At 67.9% G+C, this 23,557-nt stretch carries 26 protein-coding genes, 1 pseudogene and 1 riboswitch; of the genes and pseudogenes, 17 read left to right on the top strand and 10 right to left on the bottom strand.

Annotated elements, in window-relative coordinates:
- Positions 1–4: 4 nt before the first annotated feature.
- The 8 genes from metK to miaB all read right to left on the bottom strand — a co-directional run bounded on the left by metK (position 5) and on the right by miaB (position 7,870).
- Positions 5–1,174 carry a methionine adenosyltransferase gene (gene metK / locus AC11WY_RS16875; protein ID WP_482927640.1) on the bottom strand — a complete coding sequence of 390 codons (1,170 nt, stop codon included), beginning with the start codon at positions 1,172–1,174 and terminating at the stop codon, positions 5–7.
- Positions 1,175–1,181: 7 nt separating this feature from the next.
- Positions 1,182–1,229: riboswitch (SAM-SAH riboswitch) on the bottom strand.
- A 35-nt stretch (positions 1,230–1,264) separates the two neighbouring features.
- Positions 1,265–2,770, bottom strand: coding sequence for an apolipoprotein N-acyltransferase (gene lnt / locus AC11WY_RS16870; protein ID WP_482927638.1), 1,506 nt, complete (start codon positions 2,768–2,770; stop codon positions 1,265–1,267).
- A 5-nt stretch (positions 2,771–2,775) separates the two neighbouring features.
- The gene (locus AC11WY_RS16865) at positions 2,776–3,675 is read right to left on the bottom strand and encodes a transporter associated domain-containing protein (protein ID WP_482927636.1); all 900 of its coding nucleotides are present in this window, start codon (positions 3,673–3,675) and stop codon (positions 2,776–2,778) included.
- A gap of 60 nt (positions 3,676–3,735) precedes the next feature.
- Positions 3,736–4,242: an rRNA maturation RNase YbeY gene (gene ybeY / locus AC11WY_RS16860; RefSeq protein ID WP_482927634.1), complete on the bottom strand. Its 507-nt coding sequence runs from the start codon at positions 4,240–4,242 to the stop codon at positions 3,736–3,738.
- Entirely contained in the window at positions 4,226–5,254 is a 1,029-nt protein-coding gene (locus tag AC11WY_RS16855) for a PhoH family protein (RefSeq protein WP_482927632.1), read from the bottom strand. The genes ybeY and AC11WY_RS16855 overlap by 17 nt, the downstream gene beginning before the upstream one ends.
- A 218-nt stretch (positions 5,255–5,472) precedes the next feature.
- On the bottom strand, positions 5,473–5,727 hold the full coding sequence (locus AC11WY_RS16850) for a hypothetical protein (protein WP_482927630.1): 255 nt from the start codon (positions 5,725–5,727) through the stop codon (positions 5,473–5,475).
- A gap of 17 nt (positions 5,728–5,744) precedes the next feature.
- Positions 5,745–6,284: an OmpA family protein gene (locus AC11WY_RS16845; RefSeq protein ID WP_482927628.1), complete on the bottom strand. Its 540-nt coding sequence runs from the start codon at positions 6,282–6,284 to the stop codon at positions 5,745–5,747.
- Between the two features lie 269 nt (positions 6,285–6,553).
- Positions 6,554–7,870 (bottom strand): tRNA (N6-isopentenyl adenosine(37)-C2)-methylthiotransferase MiaB, encoded by a 1,317-nt coding sequence (gene miaB, locus AC11WY_RS16840; RefSeq protein WP_482927626.1) that lies wholly within the window; start codon positions 7,868–7,870, stop codon positions 6,554–6,556.
- A 118-nt stretch (positions 7,871–7,988) separates the two neighbouring features.
- Between miaB and AC11WY_RS16835 the strand changes: the two genes are divergently transcribed.
- The gene (locus AC11WY_RS16835) at positions 7,989–8,858 is read left to right on the top strand and encodes a glycosyltransferase family protein (RefSeq protein ID WP_482927624.1); all 870 of its coding nucleotides are present in this window, start codon (positions 7,989–7,991) and stop codon (positions 8,856–8,858) included.
- A 59-nt stretch (positions 8,859–8,917) separates the two neighbouring features.
- On the opposite strand, the gene irrA is transcribed toward AC11WY_RS16835, so the two are convergent.
- Positions 8,918–9,334 carry an iron response transcriptional regulator IrrA gene (gene irrA / locus AC11WY_RS16830; RefSeq protein WP_482927645.1) on the bottom strand — a complete coding sequence of 139 codons (417 nt, stop codon included), beginning with the start codon at positions 9,332–9,334 and terminating at the stop codon, positions 8,918–8,920.
- A 183-nt stretch (positions 9,335–9,517) separates the two neighbouring features.
- Between irrA and fabA the strand changes: the two genes are divergently transcribed.
- The 3 genes from fabA to AC11WY_RS16815 are packed head-to-tail and all read left to right on the top strand — an operon-like array spanning position 9,518 to position 12,082.
- A complete protein-coding gene (gene fabA / locus AC11WY_RS16825) occupies positions 9,518–10,024 on the top strand; it encodes a bifunctional 3-hydroxydecanoyl-ACP dehydratase/trans-2-decenoyl-ACP isomerase (RefSeq protein WP_482927643.1) in 507 nt (168 codons plus the stop codon).
- A gap of 23 nt (positions 10,025–10,047) precedes the next feature.
- Positions 10,048–11,277: a beta-ketoacyl-ACP synthase I gene (gene fabB / locus AC11WY_RS16820; protein WP_482927622.1), complete on the top strand. Its 1,230-nt coding sequence runs from the start codon at positions 10,048–10,050 to the stop codon at positions 11,275–11,277.
- 16 nt (positions 11,278–11,293) lie between these two features.
- Entirely contained in the window at positions 11,294–12,082 is a 789-nt protein-coding gene (locus tag AC11WY_RS16815; RefSeq protein WP_482927620.1) for an enoyl-ACP reductase FabI, read from the top strand.
- Between the two features lie 15 nt (positions 12,083–12,097).
- Here AC11WY_RS16815 and AC11WY_RS16810 read toward each other — a convergent pair whose 3' ends face one another.
- Positions 12,098–12,685 carry a hypothetical protein gene (locus AC11WY_RS16810; protein ID WP_482927618.1) on the bottom strand — a complete coding sequence of 196 codons (588 nt, stop codon included), beginning with the start codon at positions 12,683–12,685 and terminating at the stop codon, positions 12,098–12,100.
- 121 nt (positions 12,686–12,806) lie between these two features.
- On the opposite strand from AC11WY_RS16810, the gene AC11WY_RS16805 reads away from it, so the two are divergent.
- The 13 genes and pseudogenes from AC11WY_RS16805 to AC11WY_RS16745 all read left to right on the top strand — a co-directional run bounded on the left by AC11WY_RS16805 (position 12,807) and on the right by AC11WY_RS16745 (position 23,271).
- Complete coding sequence (locus AC11WY_RS16805) at positions 12,807–13,493, top strand: haloacid dehalogenase type II (protein ID WP_482927616.1); 687 nt, start codon at positions 12,807–12,809, stop codon at positions 13,491–13,493.
- Complete coding sequence (locus tag AC11WY_RS16800; RefSeq protein ID WP_482927614.1) at positions 13,490–14,317, top strand: alpha/beta fold hydrolase; 828 nt, start codon at positions 13,490–13,492, stop codon at positions 14,315–14,317. Before AC11WY_RS16805 ends, AC11WY_RS16800 begins: the two co-directional genes overlap by 4 nt.
- A gap of 78 nt (positions 14,318–14,395) precedes the next feature.
- Positions 14,396–15,373, top strand: coding sequence for a threonine ammonia-lyase (locus AC11WY_RS16795; protein ID WP_482927612.1), 978 nt, complete (start codon positions 14,396–14,398; stop codon positions 15,371–15,373).
- Between the two features lie 206 nt (positions 15,374–15,579).
- A complete protein-coding gene (locus tag AC11WY_RS16790) occupies positions 15,580–15,717 on the top strand; it encodes a hypothetical protein (protein WP_482927610.1) in 138 nt (45 codons plus the stop codon).
- 10 nt (positions 15,718–15,727) lie between these two features.
- Positions 15,728–16,516 (top strand): 3-oxoadipate enol-lactonase, encoded by a 789-nt coding sequence (pcaD, locus tag AC11WY_RS16785; protein WP_482927608.1) that lies wholly within the window; start codon positions 15,728–15,730, stop codon positions 16,514–16,516.
- Positions 16,509–16,889 carry a 4-carboxymuconolactone decarboxylase gene (gene pcaC / locus AC11WY_RS16780; RefSeq protein ID WP_482927606.1) on the top strand — a complete coding sequence of 127 codons (381 nt, stop codon included), beginning with the start codon at positions 16,509–16,511 and terminating at the stop codon, positions 16,887–16,889. Before pcaD ends, pcaC begins: the two co-directional genes overlap by 8 nt.
- Positions 16,882–17,223: a peptidase associated/transthyretin-like domain-containing protein gene (locus AC11WY_RS16775; protein WP_482927604.1), complete on the top strand. Its 342-nt coding sequence runs from the start codon at positions 16,882–16,884 to the stop codon at positions 17,221–17,223. The genes pcaC and AC11WY_RS16775 overlap by 8 nt, the downstream gene beginning before the upstream one ends.
- Positions 17,223–17,933 carry an alpha/beta fold hydrolase gene (locus AC11WY_RS16770; protein WP_482927602.1) on the top strand — a complete coding sequence of 237 codons (711 nt, stop codon included), beginning with the start codon at positions 17,223–17,225 and terminating at the stop codon, positions 17,931–17,933. Before AC11WY_RS16775 ends, AC11WY_RS16770 begins: the two co-directional genes overlap by 1 nt.
- A complete protein-coding gene (locus AC11WY_RS16765; protein WP_482927599.1) occupies positions 17,930–18,760 on the top strand; it encodes a 3-oxoadipate:acetyl-CoA acetyltransferase in 831 nt (276 codons plus the stop codon). Before AC11WY_RS16770 ends, AC11WY_RS16765 begins: the two co-directional genes overlap by 4 nt.
- Positions 18,760–19,599, top strand: a pseudogene (locus AC11WY_RS16760) (lyase family protein); the annotation flags it as partial. The gene AC11WY_RS16765 and the pseudogene AC11WY_RS16760, both read left to right, overlap by 1 nt.
- Before the next feature lie 552 nt (positions 19,600–20,151).
- On the top strand, positions 20,152–21,363 hold the full coding sequence (locus AC11WY_RS16755) for a TCR/Tet family MFS transporter (RefSeq protein WP_482927641.1): 1,212 nt from the start codon (positions 20,152–20,154) through the stop codon (positions 21,361–21,363).
- An 86-nt stretch (positions 21,364–21,449) separates the two neighbouring features.
- Complete coding sequence (locus AC11WY_RS16750; RefSeq protein WP_482927597.1) at positions 21,450–22,682, top strand: mandelate racemase/muconate lactonizing enzyme family protein; 1,233 nt, start codon at positions 21,450–21,452, stop codon at positions 22,680–22,682.
- A 115-nt stretch (positions 22,683–22,797) separates the two neighbouring features.
- A complete protein-coding gene (locus tag AC11WY_RS16745; RefSeq protein WP_482927595.1) occupies positions 22,798–23,271 on the top strand; it encodes a hypothetical protein in 474 nt (157 codons plus the stop codon).
- The last annotated feature ends 286 nt before the right edge of the window (positions 23,272–23,557 follow it).

Raw genomic sequence — 23,557 nt, 5'->3', positions numbered from 1 at the left:
GTCATCACCTTACCGCCTGCTTCAACGCCTCGATCAGGTCGGTCTTCTCCCACGAGAAGCCGCCGTCGGCGTCGGGCTGGCGGCCGAAGTGGCCGTAGGCCGAGGTGCGGGCGTAGATCGGGCGGTTGAGGTTCAGGTGGGTGCGGATGCCGCGCGGGGTCAGGTCCATCACCTCGGCCAGCGCGCGTTCGATCGCTTCTTCGTCGACCTGGCCGGTGCCGTGGGTGTCGACGTAGATCGACAGCGGCTTGGCGACGCCGATCGCGTAGGAAAGCTGGATCGTGCAGCGTTCCGCCATCCCCGAGGCGACCACGTTCTTGGCCAGATAGCGCGCGGCATAGGCCGCCGAGCGGTCGACCTTGGTCGGATCCTTGCCCGAGAAGGCACCGCCGCCGTGCGGGGCGGCACCGCCGTAGGTATCCACGATGATCTTGCGCCCGGTCAGCCCGGTGTCGCCGTCCGGCCCGCCGATCACGAAGGTGCCGGTCGGGTTGACCCACCATTCGGTCTTCTCGGTCAGCCAGCCCGCGGGCAGCACCTCGCGGATGAAGGGCTCCACGATGGCGCGGATATGGGCCGAGGTCTGGTGTTCATGCGCGTGCTGGGTCGAGAGCACCAGCGAGGTCACCTCGACCGGCTTGCCGTCCTCGTAGCGCACCGAGAGCTGCGACTTGGCGTCGGGCCGCAGTTCCGGTGCGAGGCCCGCCTTGCGCGCCTCGGCCAGACGGTGCAGCATCGCGTGGGCATAGTGGATCGGCGCCGGCATCAGTTCCGGCGTCTCGCGCACCGCATAGCCGAACATGATGCCCTGATCACCGGCCCCGTCGCGGTCGACGCCCTGCGCGATATGGGCCGATTGCTTGTGCAGGTAGTTCGAGACCTGCAGCGTGTCCCAGTGGAACTCGTCCTGTTCATAGCCGATGTCCTTGACGCAGGACCGCACGATACCGTCGATCTTGCCCATGTATTCCGACAGCTTGGCCTGATCCGACAGCCCGACCTCGCCCCCCACCACGACGCGGTTGGTGGTCGCGAAGGTCTCGCAGGCGACCCGCGCGTGCGGTTCCTCGGTCAGGAAAGCGTCCAGCACCGCGTCGGATATGCGGTCGCAGACCTTGTCGGGGTGACCCTCCGAGACCGACTCGGAAGTGAAGACGTAATTCTTGCGCGGCATGGGGAAGTGCTCCGTTGGATAAGCCCGTCACGCCAGGAAGCCGTTGTGACGGTTGTACGATGACCGGGGTATCCCCAGCCTGCGCCGGGGTCAATGGCCGTGCTGCAAACGGCGCCGCATCAACCCGGCGGCAAGCGCCATCAGCAGCAGCAGCATCGGCCAATCGCCCGTGCGGCTGTAGAGTGTTGCCGCAAGCGCACCGGGGATGATGGCGTCGATATGGCCCTCGGTGTCCAGCGGGATGCGGTCAAGCACCCGGCCCTTGGCATCGACCACGGCCGAAACGCCGGTGTTGGCGGCGCGCAGGATCGGCAGGCCCTGCTCGACCGCGCGCAGCCGCACCTGCGCGAAGTGCTGGTAGGGGCCGGACATCGTGCCGAACCAGCCATCGTCGGTGACCTGCAGGATCCAGTCGGGGCGGGTCGCGGGGCGCAGGTCTTGCGGAAACACCGCCTCGTAGCAGATCAGCGGCAGCACATGGCCAAGGCGGCCGAGGTTCAGCACCTGCGGGCCGGGGCCGGAACTGTAGCCGTAGCCCTGCGAGGGAGCAAAGCTTTCGATGCCGGTCAGGCGCCAGATCAGGTCGCCCAGCGGGATGTATTCGCCGAAGGGCACCAGATGGTGCTTGTCGTAGATCTGTGTGACCGCCCCGTCCGGGCCGAGAAAGGCGAGGCTGTTGTAGGCGCGAAAACCCTCGGTGCGCTGGATGCCGATGGCGACGGGGATACCGTGCGCGGCCTCGGCGACCATCTTCAGCCCGTCGCCGGGGCGGTTCAACAGGAACGGCACCGAGGTTTCGGGCCAGACGATCAGGTCGGGCTTGCCCGGCGCGGCGGTGTGGGTCAGCAGCCGCTCGAAGAACATCGGGGCCAGATCGCTGCGCCATTTCAGGTGCTGTGCGGCGTTGGGCTGGATCAGCCGCACCGTCAACGCCGTGGGTTCCGGCTCGGGCGCGCGCAGGCGCACCAGCCCCCAGCCGCCCGCCGCCCCGATCAGCGCCCAGGCGAACACCGCACCCCGCACGGCGCCGAAGGCGGTCGGCGCGGCGGCGGCGAGCGTGGTCATCAGGCTGAGGCCGACCGGGCCGACCAGCGCCGCGATCTGCGCGGGCCAGGTGCCGACCCAGATATGGCCGACCAGCGCCCAGGGCAGGCCGGTGAAAACATAGCCGCGCAGAAGGTCCGTAGCGGCCAGCGCGACGGCGAAGCCCAGCGCCCGGCCGCGCGGATCGGCCCCCATCAGCGCCGACAGAGCGCCGGCCAGCGCCCAGAACAGCGCCATCCCGCCCGCCATCAGGGTCAGCGCGAAGGGGGCCATCCAGCCGTCCTGCGCGGCATCGACGAAGAACGGATCGACGATCCAAAACATCGCGGCGCCGAAGTAGCCCGCGCCCGCCAGCCAGCCCATCAGGGTGGCGTCGCGCCCCTCGTCGGCTTCGGCGATCAGCCAGGTCAGCCCGGCAAGCGCCAACAGCGCCAGCCACCACAAGCCCAGCGGCGCCTGCCCGGCCGCCATCAACGCACCAAGCACCGGCGCGGCCAGAAAGCGGCCGGGGCGGCGGCGTCCGGGCCGCCCGAGATAAAGACGCCGGGCCATGCGTGTCAGCCGTCGTTCTCTTCGCCCGCCCGCGCAGAGACGGGCAGGCGCACCCGCAGGCGCTTGATGCGGCGCGGGTCGGCGTCGACCACCTCGAACACCACGCCGTTGGCATCGGTGATCACCTCGCCGCGCGCAGGCACCCGGCCGCACAGCAGGAAGACGAGGCCGCCGAGCGTATCCACTTCTTCCTCTTCGTCGCCACCGTGCAGACGTCGGCCGATCATCGCCTCGAACTCATCCAGCGGCGCCCGCGCCTGGGCGAGGTAGACGCCGGGTTTCTCTTCGACCCAGAGCCCGGCCTCGTCCTCGTCGTGCTCGTCCTCGATCTCGCCGATGATGGTTTCGATCAGGTCTTCGATGGTTACAAGGCCATCGACGCCGCCGTATTCGTCGATCACCAGCGCCATGTGCACCCGGTCGCGCTGCATCTTCTGCAACAGCACCCCGACCGGCATCGACGGCGGCGCGTAAAGCACCGGGCGCAAGAGCTTGCGCAGATTGAACCGCCCGTTGCCCTGCCCGAAGCCGAAGCCGAGGGCGAGGTCTTTCAGCAAGACCAGCCCCAGCGGCTTGTCGAGCGTGTCCTTGTAGACCGGCAGGCGCGAATAGCCATGCTCGCGGAAGGCGGCGACCAGTTCGTCCTTGCCGATATCCACCGGAACCGCCTCGATCTCGGCCTTCGGGATCGCCACGTCATCCACCCGCAGGCGGCGCAGGTTCGACAGGCCGAGGGTCTGCGGCACGGGCATCGAAGCGCCGGGGGCTGCCGCCTCCGCGCGCTCCTGCGCCTCGGACGAGGGGGTGAGCGACTTGAACAGGCGGCCGAACAGCCCGCGCTGCGCGTTTTCCTCGGGGTCGGGGGTGTGTTCCACCGGGTCGGCCCCATCGCTGCTACTGCCCATCTGTCCTTTCCATCCTTCGGCGTTGCCGCCATTCACTGGTGTTCCGCCCTGCGGCGGGCGTCACGCATATGGGTCCGCCACCCCGAGGCTGGCAAGGATGCCGGTTTCGGTCGTTTCCATCACTGTGGCGTCGCCGTCACGGATGTGGTCGTAGCCCAGAAGATGCAAGGTTGCATGAACGATCAGATGCGTCACGTGATCGTGCAGCGGTTTTTCCACCGCTTCCGCCTCGGCGGTGCAGGTCTCCCAGGCAATGGCGATATCGCCGAGTTCGGCGGGGGCGTCGGGTTGCCCGGGTTCGGGCTGCACGGGCACACCGCCCTCCGCCACCGCGCCACGGTCCGCCGAGGGCCAACTGAGCACGTTGGTCGCGGCCGGTTTCGCCCGGAAATCGCCGTTCAGCGCCGCGATGCGGGCATCGTTGCAGCCCAGCAGCGAGATCGCGAAACGGTCGGGGTCGAGCGCCAGCTTGGTCAGCGCCGCCCGCGCCGCGCGTTCGCCCGCACCGGCAAGGTCGAAACCCCGCCAGCGCGCGTCCTCGATCATGGTGTCAACCAGCGGCCTCATCGTCGCGCTCATACGCCTCGATGATGCGGGCGACAAGCGGGTGGCGGACCACGTCCTTGGAGGTGAAGTAGTTGAAGCTGACCCCCTTGACGCCGTTCAGGATGCGTTCTGCCTCGGCCAGGCCGGAGGCGGTGCCGCGCGGCAGGTCGACCTGGGTGCGGTCGCCGGTGATCACCATCCGGCTGCCCTCGCCTAGCCGGGTCAGGAACATCTTCATCTGCATCGAGGTCGCATTCTGCGCCTCGTCCAGCACCACGAAGGCATTGGCCAGCGTGCGGCCGCGCATGAAGGCCAACGGCGCGATCTCGATCTGCTTGTCCTCCATCAGCTTCTGGAACTGCTTGGCGGGCAGGAAATCATTCAGCGCATCGTAAAGCGGCTGCATGTAGGGGTCGACCTTCTCCTTCATGTCGCCGGGCAGGAAACCAAGCCGTTCGCCCGCCTCCACCGCCGGACGGCTGAGGATGATCTTGTCGACATGCCCGCCCAGCAGCAGGTTCACGCCGACCGCCACCGCCAGGTAGGTCTTGCCGGTGCCAGCCGGGCCGATGCCGAAGCCAAGCTCGTTGGCGTAAAGCGCGCGGACATAGGCCTTCTGCGCCTCGGTGCGGGGTTCAACGACCTTGCGGCGGGTGCGAATCTCCACCCGGCCGCCCTGAAACATCTCCAACTGGTCAATCGGGCCACCACCACGGGCGGGCGTGTCGAAGATCGGATCGCCCAGACGGATCGCGCCGTCGATGTCGCCCGCCTCCACCACCCGTCCTGCTTCGAGCCGCGCATAGAGGCCACGCAGCACCACCGCCGCCTGACTTCGCGCCGCCCCCGGACCCATCACCGCCAACTGGTTGCCGCGGCGGATGATCTGCACCCCGAGCTTGTGCTCGATCTGTGCGAGGTTCCGATCGAACTGCCCGCAGAGGCCAATCAGCAGGCGGTTGTCGGGAAATTCCAGAAGCGTTTCAAGAACATCTTCGGGGCGGGGCGGGGGGGTCAGCGCGGCGATGCCCAATAACGACTCCTTCACAAGAGGTTATGCCCTGATGGTGGCCTCAGCCGGGCCTTTCCGCAAGCTATTGTGTGCAAATATCGGGAACGTGACAAAAACGGGTGTCGGCGCATCACTTTGCGTACGACCTGCCTGGCGCTTGGGCACGCGGCGCCGGACCCGCCCAAAGCCGAAAGGGGCACCGAGGTGCCCCTTTCCCGTCCGCGCCGTGGCGCGTGTGTTCAGTTGTACCCGCCCGCGGGCGCGGCCCTCGGCGGCAGCGGCTCGGTGTTGCACACCGGCTGGCCGTTCGGCGACATGCGCGGCGACATGAAGGCGCCGGTGCCATCGTAGAAGTACCAGCTCTGGCAGCCGCGCGGGCTGACCCAAACGCCGACCTTCTCGTTGTTGACGTTCGGCAACGGGGTGCTGAAGTCCCCGCCGCAGGCCGAAAGAGCTGCAACCCCTAGCAGGGAAAGCGCGATCCTGATGTTCATCTGCCTGTCCCCTTTGCTCAGTTGCACATGACTTCGACGCGGCGGTTCAGCGCCCGGCCACCGGCCGTCGCATTGTCCGCGCGCGGCTGGGTGTAGCCGAAGCCCTGCACCGAGCTGACGTTGGCGCCAGCCTGGCGGGCGATCGCGGCCACCGCATTCGCCCGGTTGTTCGACAGACCAATGTTGTAGTCGTAGCCGCCGACGTTGTCGGTATGGCCGTTGATGCTGAACGAGGTCGCGCCGTTGGTGCGGAAGAAGTCTTCCAGACGGCGGCGCCCCTCGGCGCTGATCGCGTAGCTGCCGGTGGCGAAAAGCTGGTCGGAGGAGGCAACAAGGCAGGGCTGCTGCTGGCCGTGGCAAACCATTCTGCCGCCCGGAAGCTGCGCCGGAGTCATGAACCCCTGCCAGCCGTTGTAGAGCGCATAGTGCTCGCACCCGTCGGGATCGACCCAGACCGAAGGCTTGGCGCCATCGAGGCTGTGGTCGAAGTTGTCGGCTTGCGCCGTGCTCGCGATGCTCGCAGCGCCGAGAAAGGCCGCGGCGGCAATCGCAAACACCCTGAGTCCGGGTTGAGCCGGTCGAATTTCAATGGTCATACGCCACCCCTTTCTTCTCTCTCGCCGCAGCCGACACAACCCGTGCCGCCCCGACGAAGAACATGCCCGATGGTGACGCAAAACGGCAAATTTGTGAAGAATTACATCCATTCGGATTGCGTGATGGGGATACATCCCGTCTACAGTCCACGCTGACCGGTAGGATTGTCCCCCGACTGATCACCAATCGCGACAGGAAGATTCCCGTCTGTGGCGGCGCGCGGCCGCAATCATGGCGCAGACGTGATTTCCCCGGCCAGCGAGTTCGGATCGGAGCGGGTGATTCGCACCCGCCGCAACGTCCCGACCAGCGCCGGGTCGCCGTCGACGTGCACGGCATGGTTGTGGTCGGACTTGCCGGTGAACTGCCCGGCCATGCGGCCCGGCTTTTCGAACAGGACGCCGACCTCGCGCCCCACCATCGCCTGTTGCGCCGCCTTCTGCTGGCGCGACAGCAGCGTCTGCAACCGGCGCAGCCGGTCGTCGGCCACCCCGGCCGGGACCGGGGCCTTTTCCGCCGCGGGCGTGCCGGGGCGGGCGGAGTATTTGAACGAAAACGCGGTGCCGTAGCCCACCGCCTCCACCAGTGCCAGCGTGGCGTCGAAATCCGCGTCGCTCTCGCCGGGGAAGCCGACGATGAAATCCGAGGTCAGCAGGATATCGGGCCGGGCGGCGCGGATGCGTTCGATCAGGCGCAGATACTGCTCGGCGGTATGCTTGCGCGCCATCGCCTTCAGGATGCGGTCGCTGCCCGACTGCACCGGCAGGTGCAGGTAGGGCATCAGCTTGTCGCAATCGCCATGCGCGGCGATCAGGTCGTCGTCCATGTCGTTGGGGTGCGAGGTGGTGTAGCGGATGCGCAAAAGCCCGTCGAACTGCGCCAGATCGCGGATCAGGCGGCCCAGGCCCCCGGCCCCGCCATGCCAGGCGTTGACGTTCTGGCCCAGCAGCGTGATCTCGCGCGCGCCCTTTTCCACCAGCGTCCGGGCCTCGGCCAGCAGGCGCGCGGCGGGGCGGCTGACTTCGGCGCCGCGCGTATAGGGCACCACGCAGAAGGCGCAGAACTTGTCGCAGCCCTCCTGCACGGTCAGAAAGGCGGTCGGCCCGACCGACATCGCGGGGCGGTCCGGCAGGTGGTCGAACTTGTCCTCGGCCGGAAAGTCGGTATCGACGGGGCGGGCCCCCTGCCCCACCGCCAGCATCATCGCGGGCAGCCGGTGATAGCTTTGCGGGCCGACAACCAGATCGACCAGCGGCATCCGGCGCAGGATCTCGGCGCCCTCGGCCTGCGCGACGCAACCCGCGACGCCAATCTTCAGGTCGGGGTTCGCCAGCTTCAGCGGGCGCAGCCGACCGATGTCGGAAAACACCTTCTCGGCGGCCTTCTCGCGGATGTGGCAGGTGTTCAGCAGCACCATGTCGGCGTCTTCCGCCGTCTGGGTGACCACATAACCCTCGGCGCCCAGCGTCTCGGCCATGCGCTCGCTGTCGTAGACGTTCATCTGGCAACCGTAGGACTTGATGAAGAGCTTCTTCGGTCCGGCCATGATCGCGCTTCCTGTTCCTTAAGCGGGGTTCACTACCTTGGCCGGGGCGCCTTCGCAACGCTTGCATTGGCGCGGGGCATGGCGGATTCTGCCCGCCGAACAGATCGGACGGCAAGTGATGGACTACGACAGCCTCGAAGACTTCCTTCGCACCGGTGGCGCGGTGCTGGCCAAGGGCCCGGTCGCGATGATTTTCGTCGAGGACCGGGTCGAGGTGGACAGCACCATCCGCCACCATCTGGCCACCGGGTTCCGCGCCGTGTTGGTGCTCGGGCGGGAAATCGACGACCTGCCCGAGGATCTGACCGCGCTGATCCACCGCATCCCCTACGACATCCACGCCGAAGAGGCGGTGCCCGAGGCGGTCAACCGGGTCATCGCGGCGGCGCCGGGGGTCTGGCTTTACTACTGTTACAACGCCGAATACCTGTTCTTTCCGTTCTGCGAGACGCGGACGGTGCGCGAGATGCTGGCCTTCCACATCGAGGAACGGCGCGATGCGATGCTGACCTATGTCGTCGACCTCTACGCGGGCGACCTCGGCCGCCATCCCAACGCGGTGTCACGCACCGACGCGCTGATGGACCGCTCGGGTTACTACGCGCTTGGCCGCCCGGACCCCGAGAACCACAACCACCCGAAGGACCGCCAGCTTGATTTCTTCGGCGGCCTGCGCTGGCGGTTCGAGGAACACATCCCCGTGCCCAAGCGCAAGATCGACCGGATCGCGCTGTTCAAAGCCGCGCCGGGGCTGCACCTGCGCAACAACCACACCTTCAACGTCGAGGAATACAACACCTACGCCTGCCCATGGCACAACAACATCACCGCCGCGATCTGTTCCTTTCGCACCGCCAAGGCGCTGAAGTCGAACCCCGGCAGCACATTCGACATCCTCAACTTCCGCTGGCACGCCTCGACCGAGTTCAAATGGCATTCGCAACAACTGATGGACCTCGGCCTGATGGAACCGGGGCAATGGTTCTAGGCGCGGGGTTCTGGCAATCAGGGGCACCAAGCCGGAACAGGCGTCCAAGCCGCGCCCGCCTAAGCCCGCCGCAGCCGGATCACCACGTCGACGCGGGCGACCGCTGTCCCCGCCGGGGCGGGTGGCAGGCCGACGAGTCGCAGCGTTTCACCCGGCGCGTCGGTCAGCGCTTGGCTGTCTTCCCAGTAGAAATGCGGGTGGTCATCCTGGCGCGTGTCGAAATAGCTGCGCGTGCCGTCCACCGTGATCTCGGTCAGTAGCCCGGCCGCGCAAAACGCGCGCAGCGTGTTGTAGACGGTCGCCAGCGAGACCTGTTCGCCCGCCGTCTGCGCCGCGGTGAACAGGCTTTCCGCCGTCACATGCCGGTTTTCGCCATCGCCGACCAGCAGCGCGGCCAGCGACAGCCGCTGCCGCGTCGGGCGCAGCCCGGCCCCGCCAAGCCAAGCGGTGGCCGCGTTCAACGCGGCCGGGGTCATCTGGGAAAGAAGCTCGTCCATCACCATAATATAGGGGGTGCAGCGGCATCATTTCAAATGAAAACCGCCCCATGGCCGGACGCCGCCCCGGCCTTGGCGCCGCGCCCGCGCACTTGCCACCACTCTGACCCCGATGATAGAGGATCAGGGGGAATGAGGACGAAGATTGGGAGACTGGGCCGCATGGCGGGCTATCCGACGCGTTTCGACAAGGAAGACCTGCTGCGCTGCGCGCGAGGCGAGCTTTTCGGCCCCGGCAACGCCCAGTTGCCCCTGCCGCCGATGCTGATGATGGACCGCATCACCGATATCTCGGCCGATGGCGGGCTGCACGGCAAGGGCCATGTGGTCGCCGAGTTCGACATCACCCCCGATCTGTGGTTCTTCGCCTGTCACTTTCCCGGCAACCCGGTGATGCCGGGTTGCCTTGGCCTTGACGGGCTGTGGCAACTGACCGGCTTCAACCTCGGCTGGCGCGGCTGGCAGGGCCAGGGCTTCGCGCTGGGCGTCGGCGAGGTCAAGCTGTCCGGCATGGTCAAGCCCAACCGCACCATGATCACCTATCACGTCGACTTCACCCGCGTGATCGACCGCAAGCTGAAGCTTGGCGTGGCCGATGGCAGGGTTGTTGCCGATGGCGAGGATATTTACGTAGTCAAGGACATGAAGGTCGGCCTCGCCGCCGCCTGACCCTGACCCTGAGGAGAAAGCTCATGCGCCGTGTCGTCGTCACCGGGATCGGGATCATCTCGCCGATCGGAAATTCCGCCGCCGAGGTCGAGGCGAGCCTGCGTGCGGGCCGCTCGGGCATCGTAGCCGCACCGGACTATGCCGAGCATGGCTTCCGCAGCCAAGTGAAGGGCCAGCCGCAGATCGTGCTGGAAGACCACATCGACAAGCGCAACCTGCGCTTCATGGGGCCGGGCGCGGCCTACAATTTTCTCGCGATGCAACAGGCGGTGGCCGATAGCGGGCTGGAACCGGGCGACGTGTCGAACCCGCGCACCGGGCTGGTGATGGGCTCGGGCGGGCCGTCGACCTCGAACTTCTTCGAAGCCCATCGCATCGTCATCGAAAAGGGCGCGCCGAAGAAGATGGGGCCGTTCATGGTCACCCGCTGCATGTCGTCGACCAACTCGGCCTGCCTGGCCACGCCGTTCAAGATCAAGGGCGTGAACTACTCGATCACCTCGGCCTGCTCGACCAGCGCGCATTGCATCGGCAACGGGGTCGAGCAGATCCAGATGGGCAAGCAGGACATCGTCTTTGCCGGCGGTGGCGAGGAACTGGACTGGACGCTGTCGTGCCTGTTCGACGCGATGGGCGCGATGTCGTCGAAATACAACGACACCCCCCAGACCGCCTCGCGCCCCTATGACGCGACGCGGGATGGTTTCGTGATCGCGGGCGGCGGCGGCGTCATCGTGCTGGAAGAACTGTCCCATGCGCTGGCGCGCGGCGCCAGGATCTACGGCGAGGTCACCGGCTACGGCGCCACTTCGGATGGCTACGACATGGTCGCCCCCTCGGGCGAAGGCGGCGAACGCTCGATGCGGGTGGCGCTGGCCACGCTGCCGGACGGGCGCCACATCGACTACATCAACAGCCACGGCACCTCGACCGTGGTCGGCGACATCACCGAGATGGAGGGCATCCGCCGCGTCTTCGGCGAGGGCCAGACACCGCCCGTCGCCTCGACCAAGTCGCTGACGGGCCACAGCCTCGGCGCCACCGGCGTGCACGAGGCGATCTATTCGCTCTTGATGATGCAGGGCAATTTCATCGCGGCCTCGGCCAACATCACGCAGCTTGACCCCGCCCTGCACCCCGGCGAGATCGTCACCACCCTGCGCGAGAACGTCGCGCTGGATTCGGTGCTGTCCAACAGCTTCGGCTTCGGCGGCACCAACGCGACGCTGGTGTTCAGCAAATTCCACGATTGATCCAAGGAGCGCCTTCATGGCCGAACTGTTGACGGGCAAGCGTGGGCTGATCATGGGCGTCGCCAATGACCGATCCATCGCCTGGGGCATCGCCAGGGCGATGGCCGCCGAGGGCGCCGAACTGGCGTTTTCCTATCAGGGCGACGCTTTCGGCAAGCGGGTCCAGCCGCTGGCGGCCTCGCTCGGCTCGTCGTTCCTCGTCGAGGTCGACGTGATGGACGACGCCTCGCTCGATGCCGCCTTTGCGCGCATCGCCAGCGAATGGGGGCGGCTGGATTTCCTCGTCCACGCCATCGCCTATTCCGACAAGAACGAGCTGACCGGCCGGTTCATCAATACCAGCCGCGAGAACTTCAAGACCTCGCTCTGCATCTCGTGCTTCTCGTTCATCGACGTGTCGCGCCGGGCGGCGGCGCTGATGCCGGATGGCGGCACCCTGCTGACGCTGACGTTCCAGGGTTCGAACCGGGTGACGCCGAACTACAACGTGATGGGCGTCGCCAAGGCGGCGCTGGAATCCTCGGTGCGCTACCTCGCCAACGACCTCGGCCCACAGAAGATCCGCGTCAACGCGATCAGCCCCGGCCCGATGAAGACGCTGGCCGGCGCCGCGATCGGCGGCGCCCGCCAGACCTTCCGCCACACCGAGGCGAACGCGCCCCTGCGGGTGAATGCCACGCTGGAGACGGTGGGCGGCACCGCGGTCTACCTCGCCTCGGACTACGGCGCCTGCACCACGGGCGAGATCCTGCGCGTCGATGGTGGCTACCATGTGCTGGGGATGCCGCAGCAGGAGAATATCTGACGCGGGGGCGAAGGCTCAGTCCGGCTTTGTCAGCGCCTCGCGCTGCTCCTCGACCCGCTGCTGAAACGCCTCCTCGTTGCCGTAATCGACGAAGCCCGGATAGCGCGAGTGCGGATCGGGCACCCGGCTGGCGTGCTTGATCGGACACCAGTAGGCTTCGGTCCGGCCCGAAACCTCGCGGACAAAGCTGATCAGCCCGTTGCCATAGCCGCAATAGACGCAGTTCAGTTTCTGCAAGCCGTTGAGATAGGCCAGATGCTGGCGGTCGATCACGATGTAGTCGCGCCGCCGCACCTTCGGGATGCCGTAGACCGGAAAGCAGACCGCCTGATAGACCGTCACGAACAGGTCCAGCAGCGCGAACGGCAGGATCAGCGCATAGATGAAGGGCGCCGTCAGCACCACCAGCAGCCGGGTGCGCGACAGGAAGCTGCGCCAGCTCTCGCGCGCCGCGCGGTGGCGGGTGCGGACCTCCGCGTCAAAGACGACCCGCCCGCGCTCCCTGCGGTAGCGGAAGGCGGCGCGGCCATCCTCGATGGCGGTCTCGATCTCGGCCTGCACGGCGCGCAGCCGCTCCGTCATCTGCTCCAGCGGCGATGGCATGGCGATCCTTTCCGGGAAATCCCACTCAGCAGATCACGGCCCGCCGACAGAGTCACCCTGCGCCGCGATCTTTCCCTCGGCCCCTCCCTGTGCCAGTGTCGCCACGAAACCGGAGGATCCGATGCCGATCACCACCTGTGTCTTTGACGCCTATGGCACGCTGTTCGACGTGACCGCCGCCGCCCGCGCCGCCGCCGCCGAGCCGGGGCAGGAACGGCTTGGCGCCGTCTGGCCCAAGCTCGCCGAGGATTGGCGCCGCAAGCAACTGGAGTATTCGTGGCTGCGCGCGATCACCGGGGCGCACACCGATTTCCGCGCCGTCACCGCCGATGGCCTCGACTGGGCGATGGAGGCTTGCGGGCTTGCCGACCCCGCCCTGCTCGCCCGCCTGATGGCGCTTTACGACCGGCTGGATGCCTACCCCGAGGTGCCCGTGATGCTGGCCGCGCTGAAGGCGGCGGGCTTCGCCACCGCGATCCTGTCCAACGGCGCACCCGCCATGCTGGACGCCGCCGTGACTTCGGCCGGGATCGGCGACCGGCTTGACGCAGTGCTGTCGGTCGAAAGCGCGGGCGTCTTCAAACCCGCCGCCAAGGTCTACGACCTCGTCGGCGCCCGCTTCGGCTGCACCCCGGCGCAGGTTCTGTTCGTCTCGTCGAACGGCTGGGATGCCGGCTGCGCCACCGGCTACGGCTTCACCACTGCCTGGGTCAACCGCGCAGGCGCGCCGGTCGACCGCCTGCCCTGGCGCCCCGCCCATACCTTGCGCGACCTCACCCCGATCCCCGCCCTCGCCCGGAGCCTTTGATGCCGCATTTCACCGCCGCCGATGGCGCCCGCCTGTTCTACACCGACGCGGGCACCGGGACGCCGCTCCTTTGCCTTGCGGGCCTCACCCGCACCACGGGCGATTTCGACTACCTGGCGCCGCACCTGCCGCCTTGCCGCCTGATCCGCATGGATTATCGCGGCCGTGGCCAGTCCGACTTCACCGGCCCCGCCACCTACACCGTCCCGCAAGAGTCGCGTGACGCACTGGCGCTTCTCGATCACCTCGGCGTCGAAAGGGCCGCCGTTCTCGGCACCTCGCGCGGCGGGCTGATCGGCATGGTGATGGCGGCAATGGCCAAGCCGCGCCTGCTCGGCCTCTGCCTCAACGACGTCGGCCCCCAGATCGAGCGCAAGGGGCTGGAGCGGATCTTCGACTACGTCGGTCGCAACCCCCGCGCCCGCAGCCATGCCGAGATGGCTGCCGCCCTGCCCACCGCCCTGCCCGGCTTCGCCAAGGTTCCCGCCAGCCGCTGGCTGGCCGAGGCGCGCCTGCACTACCGCGAGACCCCCGAGGGCCTGCGCATCACCTACGACCCCGCGCTGCGCGAGTCCTTCCTCTTGGCCTTCGAGGGGCCGCAAGCCGACCTCTGGCCGCTGTTCGACGGCCTCGCGGGCCTTCCTCTCGCGCTGATCCGCGGCGCCAACTCCGACCTCCTTTCGCCCGAGGCCGCCGCCGAAATGCGCCACCGCCGCCCCGACATGATCTTCGCCGAGGTGCCCGACCGCGCCCACATCCCCTTCCTCGACGAACCCGAAGCCTTGGCCGCGATCCGCGGCTTCCTCGCGAAACTCGCCCCCTGACCCCTTCATCTTGGCCCAAATATCCCCGCCGGAGGCATCCGCCGCCCTCCCCCAGCGACCGAGCGCAGAAAAGACGCCATGACCACCATCGCCCTGATCGACGCCGCCGCCGCCCGCCTGAAGGGCCACGCCCGCCGCACCCCGCTGCTCTCGTCGCCGTTCCTCGACGCGATCGCGGGCCGCCGGGTCTTCGTGAAGGCCGAATGCCTGCAACACACCGGCAGCTTCAAGTTCCGTGGCGGCTGGTCGGCCGTCTCGGCGCTGGCACCCGAGATCCGCGCCCGCGGCGTGATCGCCTTCTCCTCGGGCAACCATGCGCAGGGCGTCGCCTGGGCGGCCAAGCTGCACGGCGTGCCCTCGGTCATCATCATGCCGTCCGACGCGCCCGCGCTGAAGATCGACAACACCCGCGCGCTGGGGGCCGAGGTCATCCTCTACGACCGCGCCACCGAGGATCGCGACGCCATCGGCGCGCGGCTGGCGGCGGAACGCGGCCTGACCCTGATCAAGCCGTTCGACGACCGCGAGGTGATCGCCGGGCAGGGCACCACCGGGCTGGAGATCGCCGAACAGGCCGCCGAGGTCGGCGTCACCCGCGCCGATGTGCTGGTCTGCTGCGGCGGCGGCGGCCTGACCTCGGGCATCGCCCTCGCGCTGGAGGCGCGCGCCCCCGGCCTGCGCGCCCGGCCCTGCGAACCGGCGGGCTTCGACGATGTCGCCCGCTCGCTCGCCTCCGGGCGGATCGAGCGTAACGCCACCCTCACCGGCTCGATCTGCGACGCGATCATCACGCCCCAACCCGGCAACCTGACCTTTCCGATCCTGCGCCGCCTCTGCGGGCCGGGGCTGGTGGTGACCGATGCCGAGGCGCTGCACGCGATGGCGCTGGCCTTCCTGCGGCTGAAGATCGTGCTGGAACCGGGCGGCGCGGTGGCGCTGGCCGCCGCGTTGTTCCGGCGCGACCAGATCGCGGGCGATGCGGTGATCGCCGTCGCCTCGGGCGGCAATGTCGATGCGGCGCAGTTTCGCGCCGCGCTCGACCTGCTGCCCGGCTGACTCGTCGGCGCCACACTGGCGGACGGCGAAAATCAGTCGCGTCATCCTTCGCCGCGCGAGAGAAGGGTCGAGCGGCGGTCCGACGCCTTGTTCTGGTATGAACTGCGCCGCGGCATCCCGCACGAGGTCGGCGCCGACGACCTGATCGCGCACTGTTCCGCCACCGCGCTGCCCGCGTCTGGAACGCGATCCGCGTCTCGTCGGGGATGACGACGCCGCTGCACCGGTTCCCCGACCAGACCGACTTCGACCAGCGCATCCAGAACAGCGAGATCGACTATTTGGAACATTCCGTTGCCGCCCGCACCGTTCTGGCCCAGAACTGTGTCGGCCTGCCGTTCTGAGGAGGACACCATGCAGATCTGCGATATCGGCGACATCAACCTGCACTACCGCGAGGACGGCGACCCGAACGGGGCGCCGATCGTCTTTGCCAACTCGCTCGGCACCGATCTGCGGCTGTGGGACAAGGTGGTGCCGCTGTTGCCCCGTGGCCTGCGCATCATCCGCTATGACCTGCGCGGCCACGGCCTCAGCGATGCCACCCCCGCCCCCTACAGCATGGGCACGTTGATCCGTGATGCCGAGCGGTTGCTGGACGCGCTGAACGTCAAGAACTGCGTCTTCGTCGGCCTTTCCATCGGCGGGTTAATCGCGCAGGGGCTGGTGGTGAAGCGGCCCGAGTTGATCAACGGGCTGGTGCTGTCGAACACCGCCGCCAGGATCGGCACGCCGGAACTCTACGCGGCCCGCATCGCGGCCGTGCGCGCGCAGGGCATCGAGGCCGTCGCCGACGGCATCCTGGAACGCTGGTTCACCCGCAACTTCCGCGTCACGCCCGAATTCGCCGCCTGGCGCAACATGCTGATCCGCCAGCCGGTCGAGGGCTACGCGGGCTGCTGTGCCGCCATCGCGGGCACCGACTTCTACACCACCACCGCCGACCTGACGCTGCCCACGATGGCCATCGCCGGGGCCGAGGACGGTTCCACCCCGCCCGATCTGGTGCGCGAGACGGCCGACCTGATCAAACGCAGCCAGTTCGAGATCATCCGCGGCGCGGGCCACCTGCCCTGCGTCGAGAAGCCCGCGGACTATGCCGAATTGCTGACCAAATTCATGCTGGAGATCGGCCATGTCTGACCGCCGCAAACAGGGCGAGAAAACCCGCCGCGAGACGCTGGGCGACGATCACGTCAACCGCAGCCAGGGCGCGCAGACCGACTTCGACGCGCCCTTCATGGACCTGATCACCGAGGCAGCCTGGGGCCACGTCTGGTCGCGCGATACCATTCCGCCGCGCGAACGCTCCATGCTGACGCTGGCGCTGCTGGCGGGCCTGGGCAACTGGGAGGAGTTCGCGCTGCACCTGCGCGCCACCGCCAACACCGGCGCCACCCCCGAGGACATCCGCGAGGTGCTGCTGCACGTCGCCATCTATGCGGGCGTGCCACGCGCCAACCACGCCTTCAAGCTCGCCCGCCAAATCCTTGCCGAACGGGGAGAAAATGTCTGAGCCGATGACCGGCCCGATGACCGGCCGCGACCGTCTGCGGCACCCCCCGGCCGTTACGCCGGGCGACAAGACCTCGGTCACCCGTGCGCCGTCGCGCGCGCTGGTGGCGCCGCACATGTCGCATGGCATCGTGGCGCGCGGCATCAACATCGGGTCGCAGACCCGCATCCGTTTCGCGGACGAGCCAGAGGCCAACGCCGCCTGCACGGTGCTTGCACGGATCGAACACATGGCCCGGATTCCCACGCTGTCGGCAAAGCCCAGCGGCCCCGACCGATACCGCTTCAACACCGTCCTGAAATGCGATGATGAAACGGTTTTCTTTGACCTCTGATGGCGCGGTTCCTGCTGATCCACGGCTCTAGCCACGGCGCATGGTGCTGGCGCGACGTCTTGCCTTTCCTCAACACCCTAGGGCATCAGGCCCGCGCCATCGACCTGCCTTCGCATGGCGACGACAAGACCCCGGCGGAGCAGGTCACGCTCCATGACTATGCCCGCGCCATCGTTGCGGCCATCGACGAACCCGCGATCCTCGTCGGCCATTCGATGGCGGGCTATCCGATCACCGCTGCCGCCGAACTCGCCCCCGAAAAGGTCGCGAAACTGGTCTACCTCTGCGCCTATGTCCCGGTCCCCGGCCTCTCGCTCGCCGATCGCCGCCGCGCCGGGCCACGCCAGCCGTTGCTGGCCACGATAAGGGTGGCGCCTGACCGCGTCACCTGGTCCGCCGACCCCGCCCGGATCGAGGCCCTGTTCTACCACGACTGCCCGCCCGGCACCGCCGATTTCGCCCGCGCCCGCCTGACGCCGGAGCCGATCCTGCCGCAGGAAACGGTGCTGGACCTCACCTCCCGCTCTGCCGCGATCCCGCGGCACTACATCCGCTGCACCGACGACCGCACCATCCCGCCCGAGTATCAGGAGGTGATGACGGCAGGCTGGCCCGCAGGCACCGTCACCACCCTGCCCACCTCGCACTCGCCCTTCTTCGCCGCGCCCGCTATGCTGGCCGAACGCCTGATCGAGATCGCCCGACCATGACCCAGCCCTGCATCATCTGCGTCGCCATCACCGGTTCGGTGCCGCGCAAGGAACACAACCCCGCCGTGCCGATCAGCATCGCCGAGCAGATCGAAAGCACGCAGGACGCCTTCGAGGCCGGGGCCACCATCGCGCATTGCCATGTGAGGAACGAGGACCAGACGCCGACTTCCGACCCCGAGCGGTTCGCGCGGCTGATGGAGGGGCTGAAGAAACATTGCCCCGGCATGATCCTGCAACTGTCCACCGGCGGTCGTTCCGGCGCCGGTCAGGCGCGCGGCGGGATGCTGGGCTTGCGCCCCGACATGGCCAGCCTCTCGGTCGGCTCGAACAACTTTCCGACTCGCGTCTATGAAAACCCGCCCGATCTGGTCGACTGGCTGGCCGCCGAGATGCTGACCCACGACGTGAAGCCCGAGATCGAAGCCTTTGATCTTAGCCACATCTTTCAGGCCGTGACGATGAGCCGCGACGGCCGCCTGAAGGCCCCGCTCTATGTCCAGTTCGTGATGGGCGTGAAGAACGCGATGCCCGCCGACCGCCGCGTGTTCGACTTCTACATCGAGACGCTGGCCCGCCTTGCCCCCGACGCGCAGTGGTGCGCAGCGGGCATCGGCCCCGACCAGATCACCGTCAACGAATGGAGCATCGCGGCGGGCGGCCATACCCGCACCGGGCTGGAGGATAACCTGCGGCTTGACCGCGCCACCCTCGCCCCCTCCAACGCCGCACTGGTCCGCCGCGCCGTGACGCTGTGCGCGAAATACGAACGCCCCGTGGCCACCTGGGCCGAGGCGCGCGCGATCCTCGGGCTGCGCACCGCCTGATGCCCGCCTCGCCCCTCGACTCTGCGCTCTACCGCGAGCTTTTCGGCGATGCCGAGGTGGCGCGGCTTTTCACCGACACGGCCGAGGTGCGCGCCATGCTTCTGGTCGAAGGCGCACTGGCCCGCGCGCAGGGTGACCTTGGCCTGATCCCGGCCGACAGCGCCGCCTTCCTGCATCGCGCCAGCCTCGAGGTGCAGATCGACCCCGCGTCCCTCGCGGCGGAAACCGGCGTCAATGGGGTGCCGGTTCCGGCCCTCGTCGCCGCCGTCCGCAAGGTGCTTCAGGCGCCCGCGCACACGCAGTGGCTGCACTGGGGCGCGACCAGCGAGGACATCATCGACACCGCCCTGATGCTGCGCCTGCGTCAGGTCATTTCGGTGTATGAGGTGCGCTTGACGGCGTTGATCGCCGACCTTGGCCGCCTCGCCGAAATCCACGCCGACCTGCCGATGACCGCCCGCACCCATGCCCGGATCGCCACGCCAACCAGTTTCGGCGCGGTGGTGGCAAGCTGGGGTGCGCCGCTGCTGCGGCACCGCCAAGAGTTGCACAACATCAAGGCCGAACTCCTCATCGTCAGCCTTTCGGGCGCATCCGGTACGAATGCGGCAATGGGTCCGAAGGCGCCGCAGGTTCGCGCCGCCCTCGCCCGCACCCTGAATCTCGCCGACCCCGGCATCAGTTGGCACAGCGCCCGCGATACCGTCGCCGCCTTCGCCGCCTGGATCACCGGCACCGCGCAGACCCTTGGCAAACTGGGCGAGGATATCATCCTGCTGACCCGGTCCGGCATCGAGGAGGTGCGGATTGGCACCGGCGGCGGCTCCACCACCCTGCCGCGGAAGGTCAACCCGGTCGCGCCCTCGGTGCTGGTCGCGCTGGCCCGCCAGATGGTCGGCCTGGGCGCCAACATGGCGGGTGCGGCGCTGCTGCACCGCCAGCAGCGCGACGCCACCGCCTGGCTGGTCGAATGGCTGACCCTGCCACAGATGTGCGCCGGGTTCGGCCGCGCTCTGCTCACCGCGCAAGGCCTCGCCGACACCATCACCCCCGACGCCGCCCGGATGCGCGCGGCGCTGACCGGCGGCCTTGGCCTGATCCACGCCGAGGCGCTGAGCTTCGCGCTGGCCGAAACGATGCCCCGCCCCGAGGCTCAGGCCGCCGTTAAGGCGCTGACGGCGGAGGCCACCGCCACGCCCCTCGCCACCCCGCCACGCGCGACTTTCCCGGCACCGACTGGGCCACCCGCCTCGCGCCCGAAGCGCAACTGGGTCAGGCCCCGGCCGAGGCGCGCGCCTTCGCCGCCGCCGCCCGCGCCTGACCCCTCGCCTTCGCCGCACAATGCGCTAGCTTGCCCGCACGGGCACCGGCCCGCCTCAGCACGGATCGCCATGCAGAACCGCCTCGCCCTCGCCTTCATCCTGATCACCGTCACGCTCGATTCGATCGGCATCGGCCTGATCTTCCCCGTCATGCCCGACCTGCTGCGCGCCGTCACCGGCGGCAGCCTCGCCGAGGCGGCGATCTGGGGGGGCGTGCTCTCCACCGCCTTTGCGGTGATGCAGTTCGCCTGCGGCCCCGTCGTCGGCAACCTCTCCGACCGGTTCGGCCGCCGCCCCGTCCTGCTGGTCTCGCTCGCCGTGATGGCGGCCAACTACCTGCTGATGGCCGTCGCCGGGTCGGTCTGGCTGCTCCTCGTCGGCCGCATCGGCGCCGGCATCGCCGCGGCGACACAATCCACCGCCTCGGCCTATGCCGCCGACATCACCCCGCCCGAAACCCGCGGCCGCACCTTCGGGCTGATCGGCGCGGGCTTCGGCGTCGGCTTCGTGCTCGGCCCCTTGGTCGGCGGCCTGCTCGCCACCGCGGGCCCCCGCGCGCCCTTCTACGCCGCCGCCCTGATGGCCACCGCCAACCTCGCCTTCGGCGCCCTCGTCCTGCCCGAGTCGCTGGCCGCCGAACACCGCCGCCCGTTCGCCTGGTCGCGCGCCAACCCGCTCGCCGCCTTCCGTGCCGTGGGCCGCCTGCCCGGCCTCGGCCGCCTGCTCACCGTCTTTTTCGTCTACTCCATCGCCTTCTATGTCTGGCCCGCGGTCTGGAGCTTCTTCGGCGCCGCCGCCTTCGGCTGGGGCGCCTGGATGATCGGCATCTCGCTCGCCCTCTTCGGTGCCTGCATGGTGCTGGTGCAGGCCGTCCTGATCGGCCCCGCCATCCGCATCTTCGGCGAATCCCGCGCGGCCCTGCTGGGCATGGTGCTCGACATGATCACCTTCGCCTTCTACGGCTTTGTCACCTCGGCGGCCTGGGCGCTCGCCTTCACCCCGGTCTCCGCCCTCGGCGGCCTCGTCACCCCCGCGCTGCAATCCACCATGTCCCGCTCTGCCCCTCCCGACGCGCAGGGCGAGCTTCAGGGTGTCCTCTCCAGCCTCGGCGCGCTCTCGATGATCCTGTCGCCGCTGCTCATGACGACCACCTTCTCCACCTTCACCGCCCCCGGCGCGCCCCTCCACCTGCCCGGCGCCCCCTTCCTGCTCTCCGCGCTCCTGATGGTCGTTTGCGTCGCTCTGCATGTCGCGCCCCCGCGCGAAAACCTCCGCCCCTGACGCCTAACCTCCGCCAACCCCATTTTCGGTCCGAAAATATCCCGGGGTCCGGGGCAGAGCCCCGGCTGCAACGGAGAAGTGTCGCCATGCGCCTGACAGACCTCGAGATCTTCACCGTCGCGCCGCCCGCCCCCGGCTGGGGCGGCCGCTACTGGACCTTCGTGAAACTCACCACCGACGACGGCCTCACCGGCTACGGCGAGTGCTACGCCTCCACCGTCGGCCCCAGGGCGCTCAACGCCGTCATCGAGGATGTCTTCGCCCGCCACATCGAAGGCGAGTCCCCCGAAAACATCGAACTGATGTTCCGCCGGGTCTACTCCTCCGGCTTCACCCAGCGCCCCGACCCCACCGTGATGGGCGCCTTCGCCGGCATCGAGATCGCCTGCTGGGATATCCTCGGCAAGGCCCGCAACCGCCCGGTCTGGGCACTCCTCGGCGGCAAGATGAACGAGCGCATCCGCTCCTACACCTACCTCTACCCGCAGCCCGATCAGGACCAGGCCGAGTTCTGGGTCAACCCCGACTGGCAGGCCGAGGCCGCCGCCGCCTACGTCGCCCAAGGCTTCACCGCCGTCAAATTCGACCCCGCCGGCCCCTACACCATCCGCGGCGGCCACGAACCCGCCATGTCCGACATCACCCGCTCCGTCGCCTTCTGCCGCAAGATCCGCGAGGCGGTGGGCGACCGCGCCGACCTCCTCTTCGGCACCCACGGCCAGTTCACCACCGGCGGCGCCATCCGCATGGGGCAGGCGTTGGAGCCCTACCTGCCGCTCTGGTACGAAGAACCGATCCCGCCCGACAACCTGCTGGAATTCGCCGAGGTTGCCCGCGCCGTCCGCATCCCCCTCGCCACCGGCGAGCGCTTCTGCACCAAGTCCGAATTCGCCACCGTCCTTCGCACCGGCGGCGCGAAAATCCTGCAACCCGCCCTCGGCCGCCTCGGCGGCATTCTGGAGGGCCGCAAACTCGCCGCCATCGCCGAGGTCTTCAACGCCGAACTGGCCCCCCACATGTATTGCGGCCCGGTCGAATGGGCCGCCAATATCCACCTCGCCACCTCGATCCCGAACCTGCTGATGGCCGAAACCATCGAAACCGGCGGCGCCTTCCACCTCGCCCTGATCGGCCACACGATCCGCTGGGAAGACGGCTACATCCTCCCCCCCGAAGCCCCCGGCCTCGGCATCGCCTTCGACGAGGATCTGGCAAGGGCGCACCCCTACACGGGCAAGGGCCTGCACCTGGAGATGCAGGAGGCGCCCTGTGATTATCGCCACGGGAACCGGTTTGGCGGCGGGGCGCCGAGTGAGTGAGGCGAAAGAAAGACAACGACTTTCCGAATTGCTTCGCGATTGGAACAACTTGGCATAGTGTGCGTTGAGGTCTTCGCGCAGTTGTTCCCAGAATGCGAAAAGGAGGATTACTATCTTGCGTCGAACAGTTCTCTTATTTGCGCTGCTCATCCAAGCGACCACAGTTCTCGCTGCGGGGACGATCGGCTATGGTTCCCGCGCAGGCATGGTAGTTTCGGTCATTTCGCTTAGTGGGCTGGACACCAGTCGGGCAATCATACGTACCCAGCACACCCGAGAGAACGCAATCGCATTCTGTCGTGATTACGTACTCAATGTCACCGAGGAATGTATCCAAGAAGAACTGAACACACCACTCAATGATGTAATTACCGCCAATTGCCTGAGTGGTGAGTTCACCGACTTTTATGGCCACCGATACCGCTTCCTTGGCATTCAGCAAAGGACAAGCAGCTTCTCGATGGCGAAATATGCTCTCGTCGATGTCGATACTGGTAAGATCGCTGACGGGTCATCAGCAAGCGGGTACCCGACCAACATGTCTATCTTCAGAGCACTATGCCCGATGCACGCTCCATACGACGAGTAGGCGTAGCGACAATGAACGGACCCCCGGGGTTTTCATTTCAAGGCAGCCTGCACGATCGTGCGAAAGCATTCCGTCGGGACCGACTCTGGCGAGGCACTTCGCTACGTTGCCGCAAACACCTTCGGCTCGCTTTAGCCTTAAGGAACGTCTGATCAAGCGCTTCGGCTGCGCCGATTTGGCTGCCTGATCGTTGCGGTGAGGCTGCGTTCGGGCAAAGTGCTCCGGTTTCGGGCTTTCGCAGCCGCCGTCATGGCGGCAAGCTGGTTTTCGGACGGACTCGTCCTCA

The organism is Solirhodobacter sp. (assembly GCF_964715405.1).
This window is presented reverse-complemented; position numbering and strand designations above follow the sequence as displayed.

Bases quoted from the DNA above. Each gene is read 5' to 3' on its own strand.
- fabA (WP_482927643.1), top strand. From the start codon at position 9,518: ATGGCGGGCTATCCGACGCGTTTCGACAAGGAAGACCTGCTGCGCTGC.
- AC11WY_RS16765 (WP_482927599.1), top strand. From the start codon at position 17,930: ATGACCCAGCCCTGCATCATCTGCGTCGCCATCACCGGTTCGGTGCCG.
- AC11WY_RS16815 (WP_482927620.1), top strand. From the start codon at position 11,294: ATGGCCGAACTGTTGACGGGCAAGCGTGGGCTGATCATGGGCGTCGCC.
- AC11WY_RS16810 (WP_482927618.1), bottom strand. From the start codon at position 12,685: ATGCCATCGCCGCTGGAGCAGATGACGGAGCGGCTGCGCGCCGTGCAG.
- metK (WP_482927640.1), bottom strand. From the start codon at position 1,174: ATGCCGCGCAAGAATTACGTCTTCACTTCCGAGTCGGTCTCGGAGGGT.
- AC11WY_RS16835 (WP_482927624.1), top strand. From the start codon at position 7,989: ATGGACTACGACAGCCTCGAAGACTTCCTTCGCACCGGTGGCGCGGTG.
- AC11WY_RS16775 (WP_482927604.1), top strand. From the start codon at position 16,882: ATGTCTGAGCCGATGACCGGCCCGATGACCGGCCGCGACCGTCTGCGG.
- ybeY (WP_482927634.1), bottom strand. From the start codon at position 4,242: ATGAGGCCGCTGGTTGACACCATGATCGAGGACGCGCGCTGGCGGGGT.
- AC11WY_RS16795 (WP_482927612.1), top strand. From the start codon at position 14,396: ATGACCACCATCGCCCTGATCGACGCCGCCGCCGCCCGCCTGAAGGGC.
- AC11WY_RS16850 (WP_482927630.1), bottom strand. From the start codon at position 5,727: ATGAACATCAGGATCGCGCTTTCCCTGCTAGGGGTTGCAGCTCTTTCG.
- fabB (WP_482927622.1), top strand. From the start codon at position 10,048: ATGCGCCGTGTCGTCGTCACCGGGATCGGGATCATCTCGCCGATCGGA.
- irrA (WP_482927645.1), bottom strand. From the start codon at position 9,334: ATGACCCCGGCCGCGTTGAACGCGGCCACCGCTTGGCTTGGCGGGGCC.
- AC11WY_RS16790 (WP_482927610.1), top strand. From the start codon at position 15,580: ATGACGACGCCGCTGCACCGGTTCCCCGACCAGACCGACTTCGACCAG.
- miaB (WP_482927626.1), bottom strand. From the start codon at position 7,870: ATGGCCGGACCGAAGAAGCTCTTCATCAAGTCCTACGGTTGCCAGATG.
- AC11WY_RS16805 (WP_482927616.1), top strand. From the start codon at position 12,807: ATGCCGATCACCACCTGTGTCTTTGACGCCTATGGCACGCTGTTCGAC.
- lnt (WP_482927638.1), bottom strand. From the start codon at position 2,770: ATGGCCCGGCGTCTTTATCTCGGGCGGCCCGGACGCCGCCGCCCCGGC.
- pcaD (WP_482927608.1), top strand. From the start codon at position 15,728: ATGCAGATCTGCGATATCGGCGACATCAACCTGCACTACCGCGAGGAC.
- AC11WY_RS16755 (WP_482927641.1), top strand. From the start codon at position 20,152: ATGCAGAACCGCCTCGCCCTCGCCTTCATCCTGATCACCGTCACGCTC.
- AC11WY_RS16865 (WP_482927636.1), bottom strand. From the start codon at position 3,675: ATGGGCAGTAGCAGCGATGGGGCCGACCCGGTGGAACACACCCCCGAC.
- AC11WY_RS16750 (WP_482927597.1), top strand. From the start codon at position 21,450: ATGCGCCTGACAGACCTCGAGATCTTCACCGTCGCGCCGCCCGCCCCC.
- AC11WY_RS16770 (WP_482927602.1), top strand. From the start codon at position 17,223: ATGGCGCGGTTCCTGCTGATCCACGGCTCTAGCCACGGCGCATGGTGC.
- pcaC (WP_482927606.1), top strand. From the start codon at position 16,509: ATGTCTGACCGCCGCAAACAGGGCGAGAAAACCCGCCGCGAGACGCTG.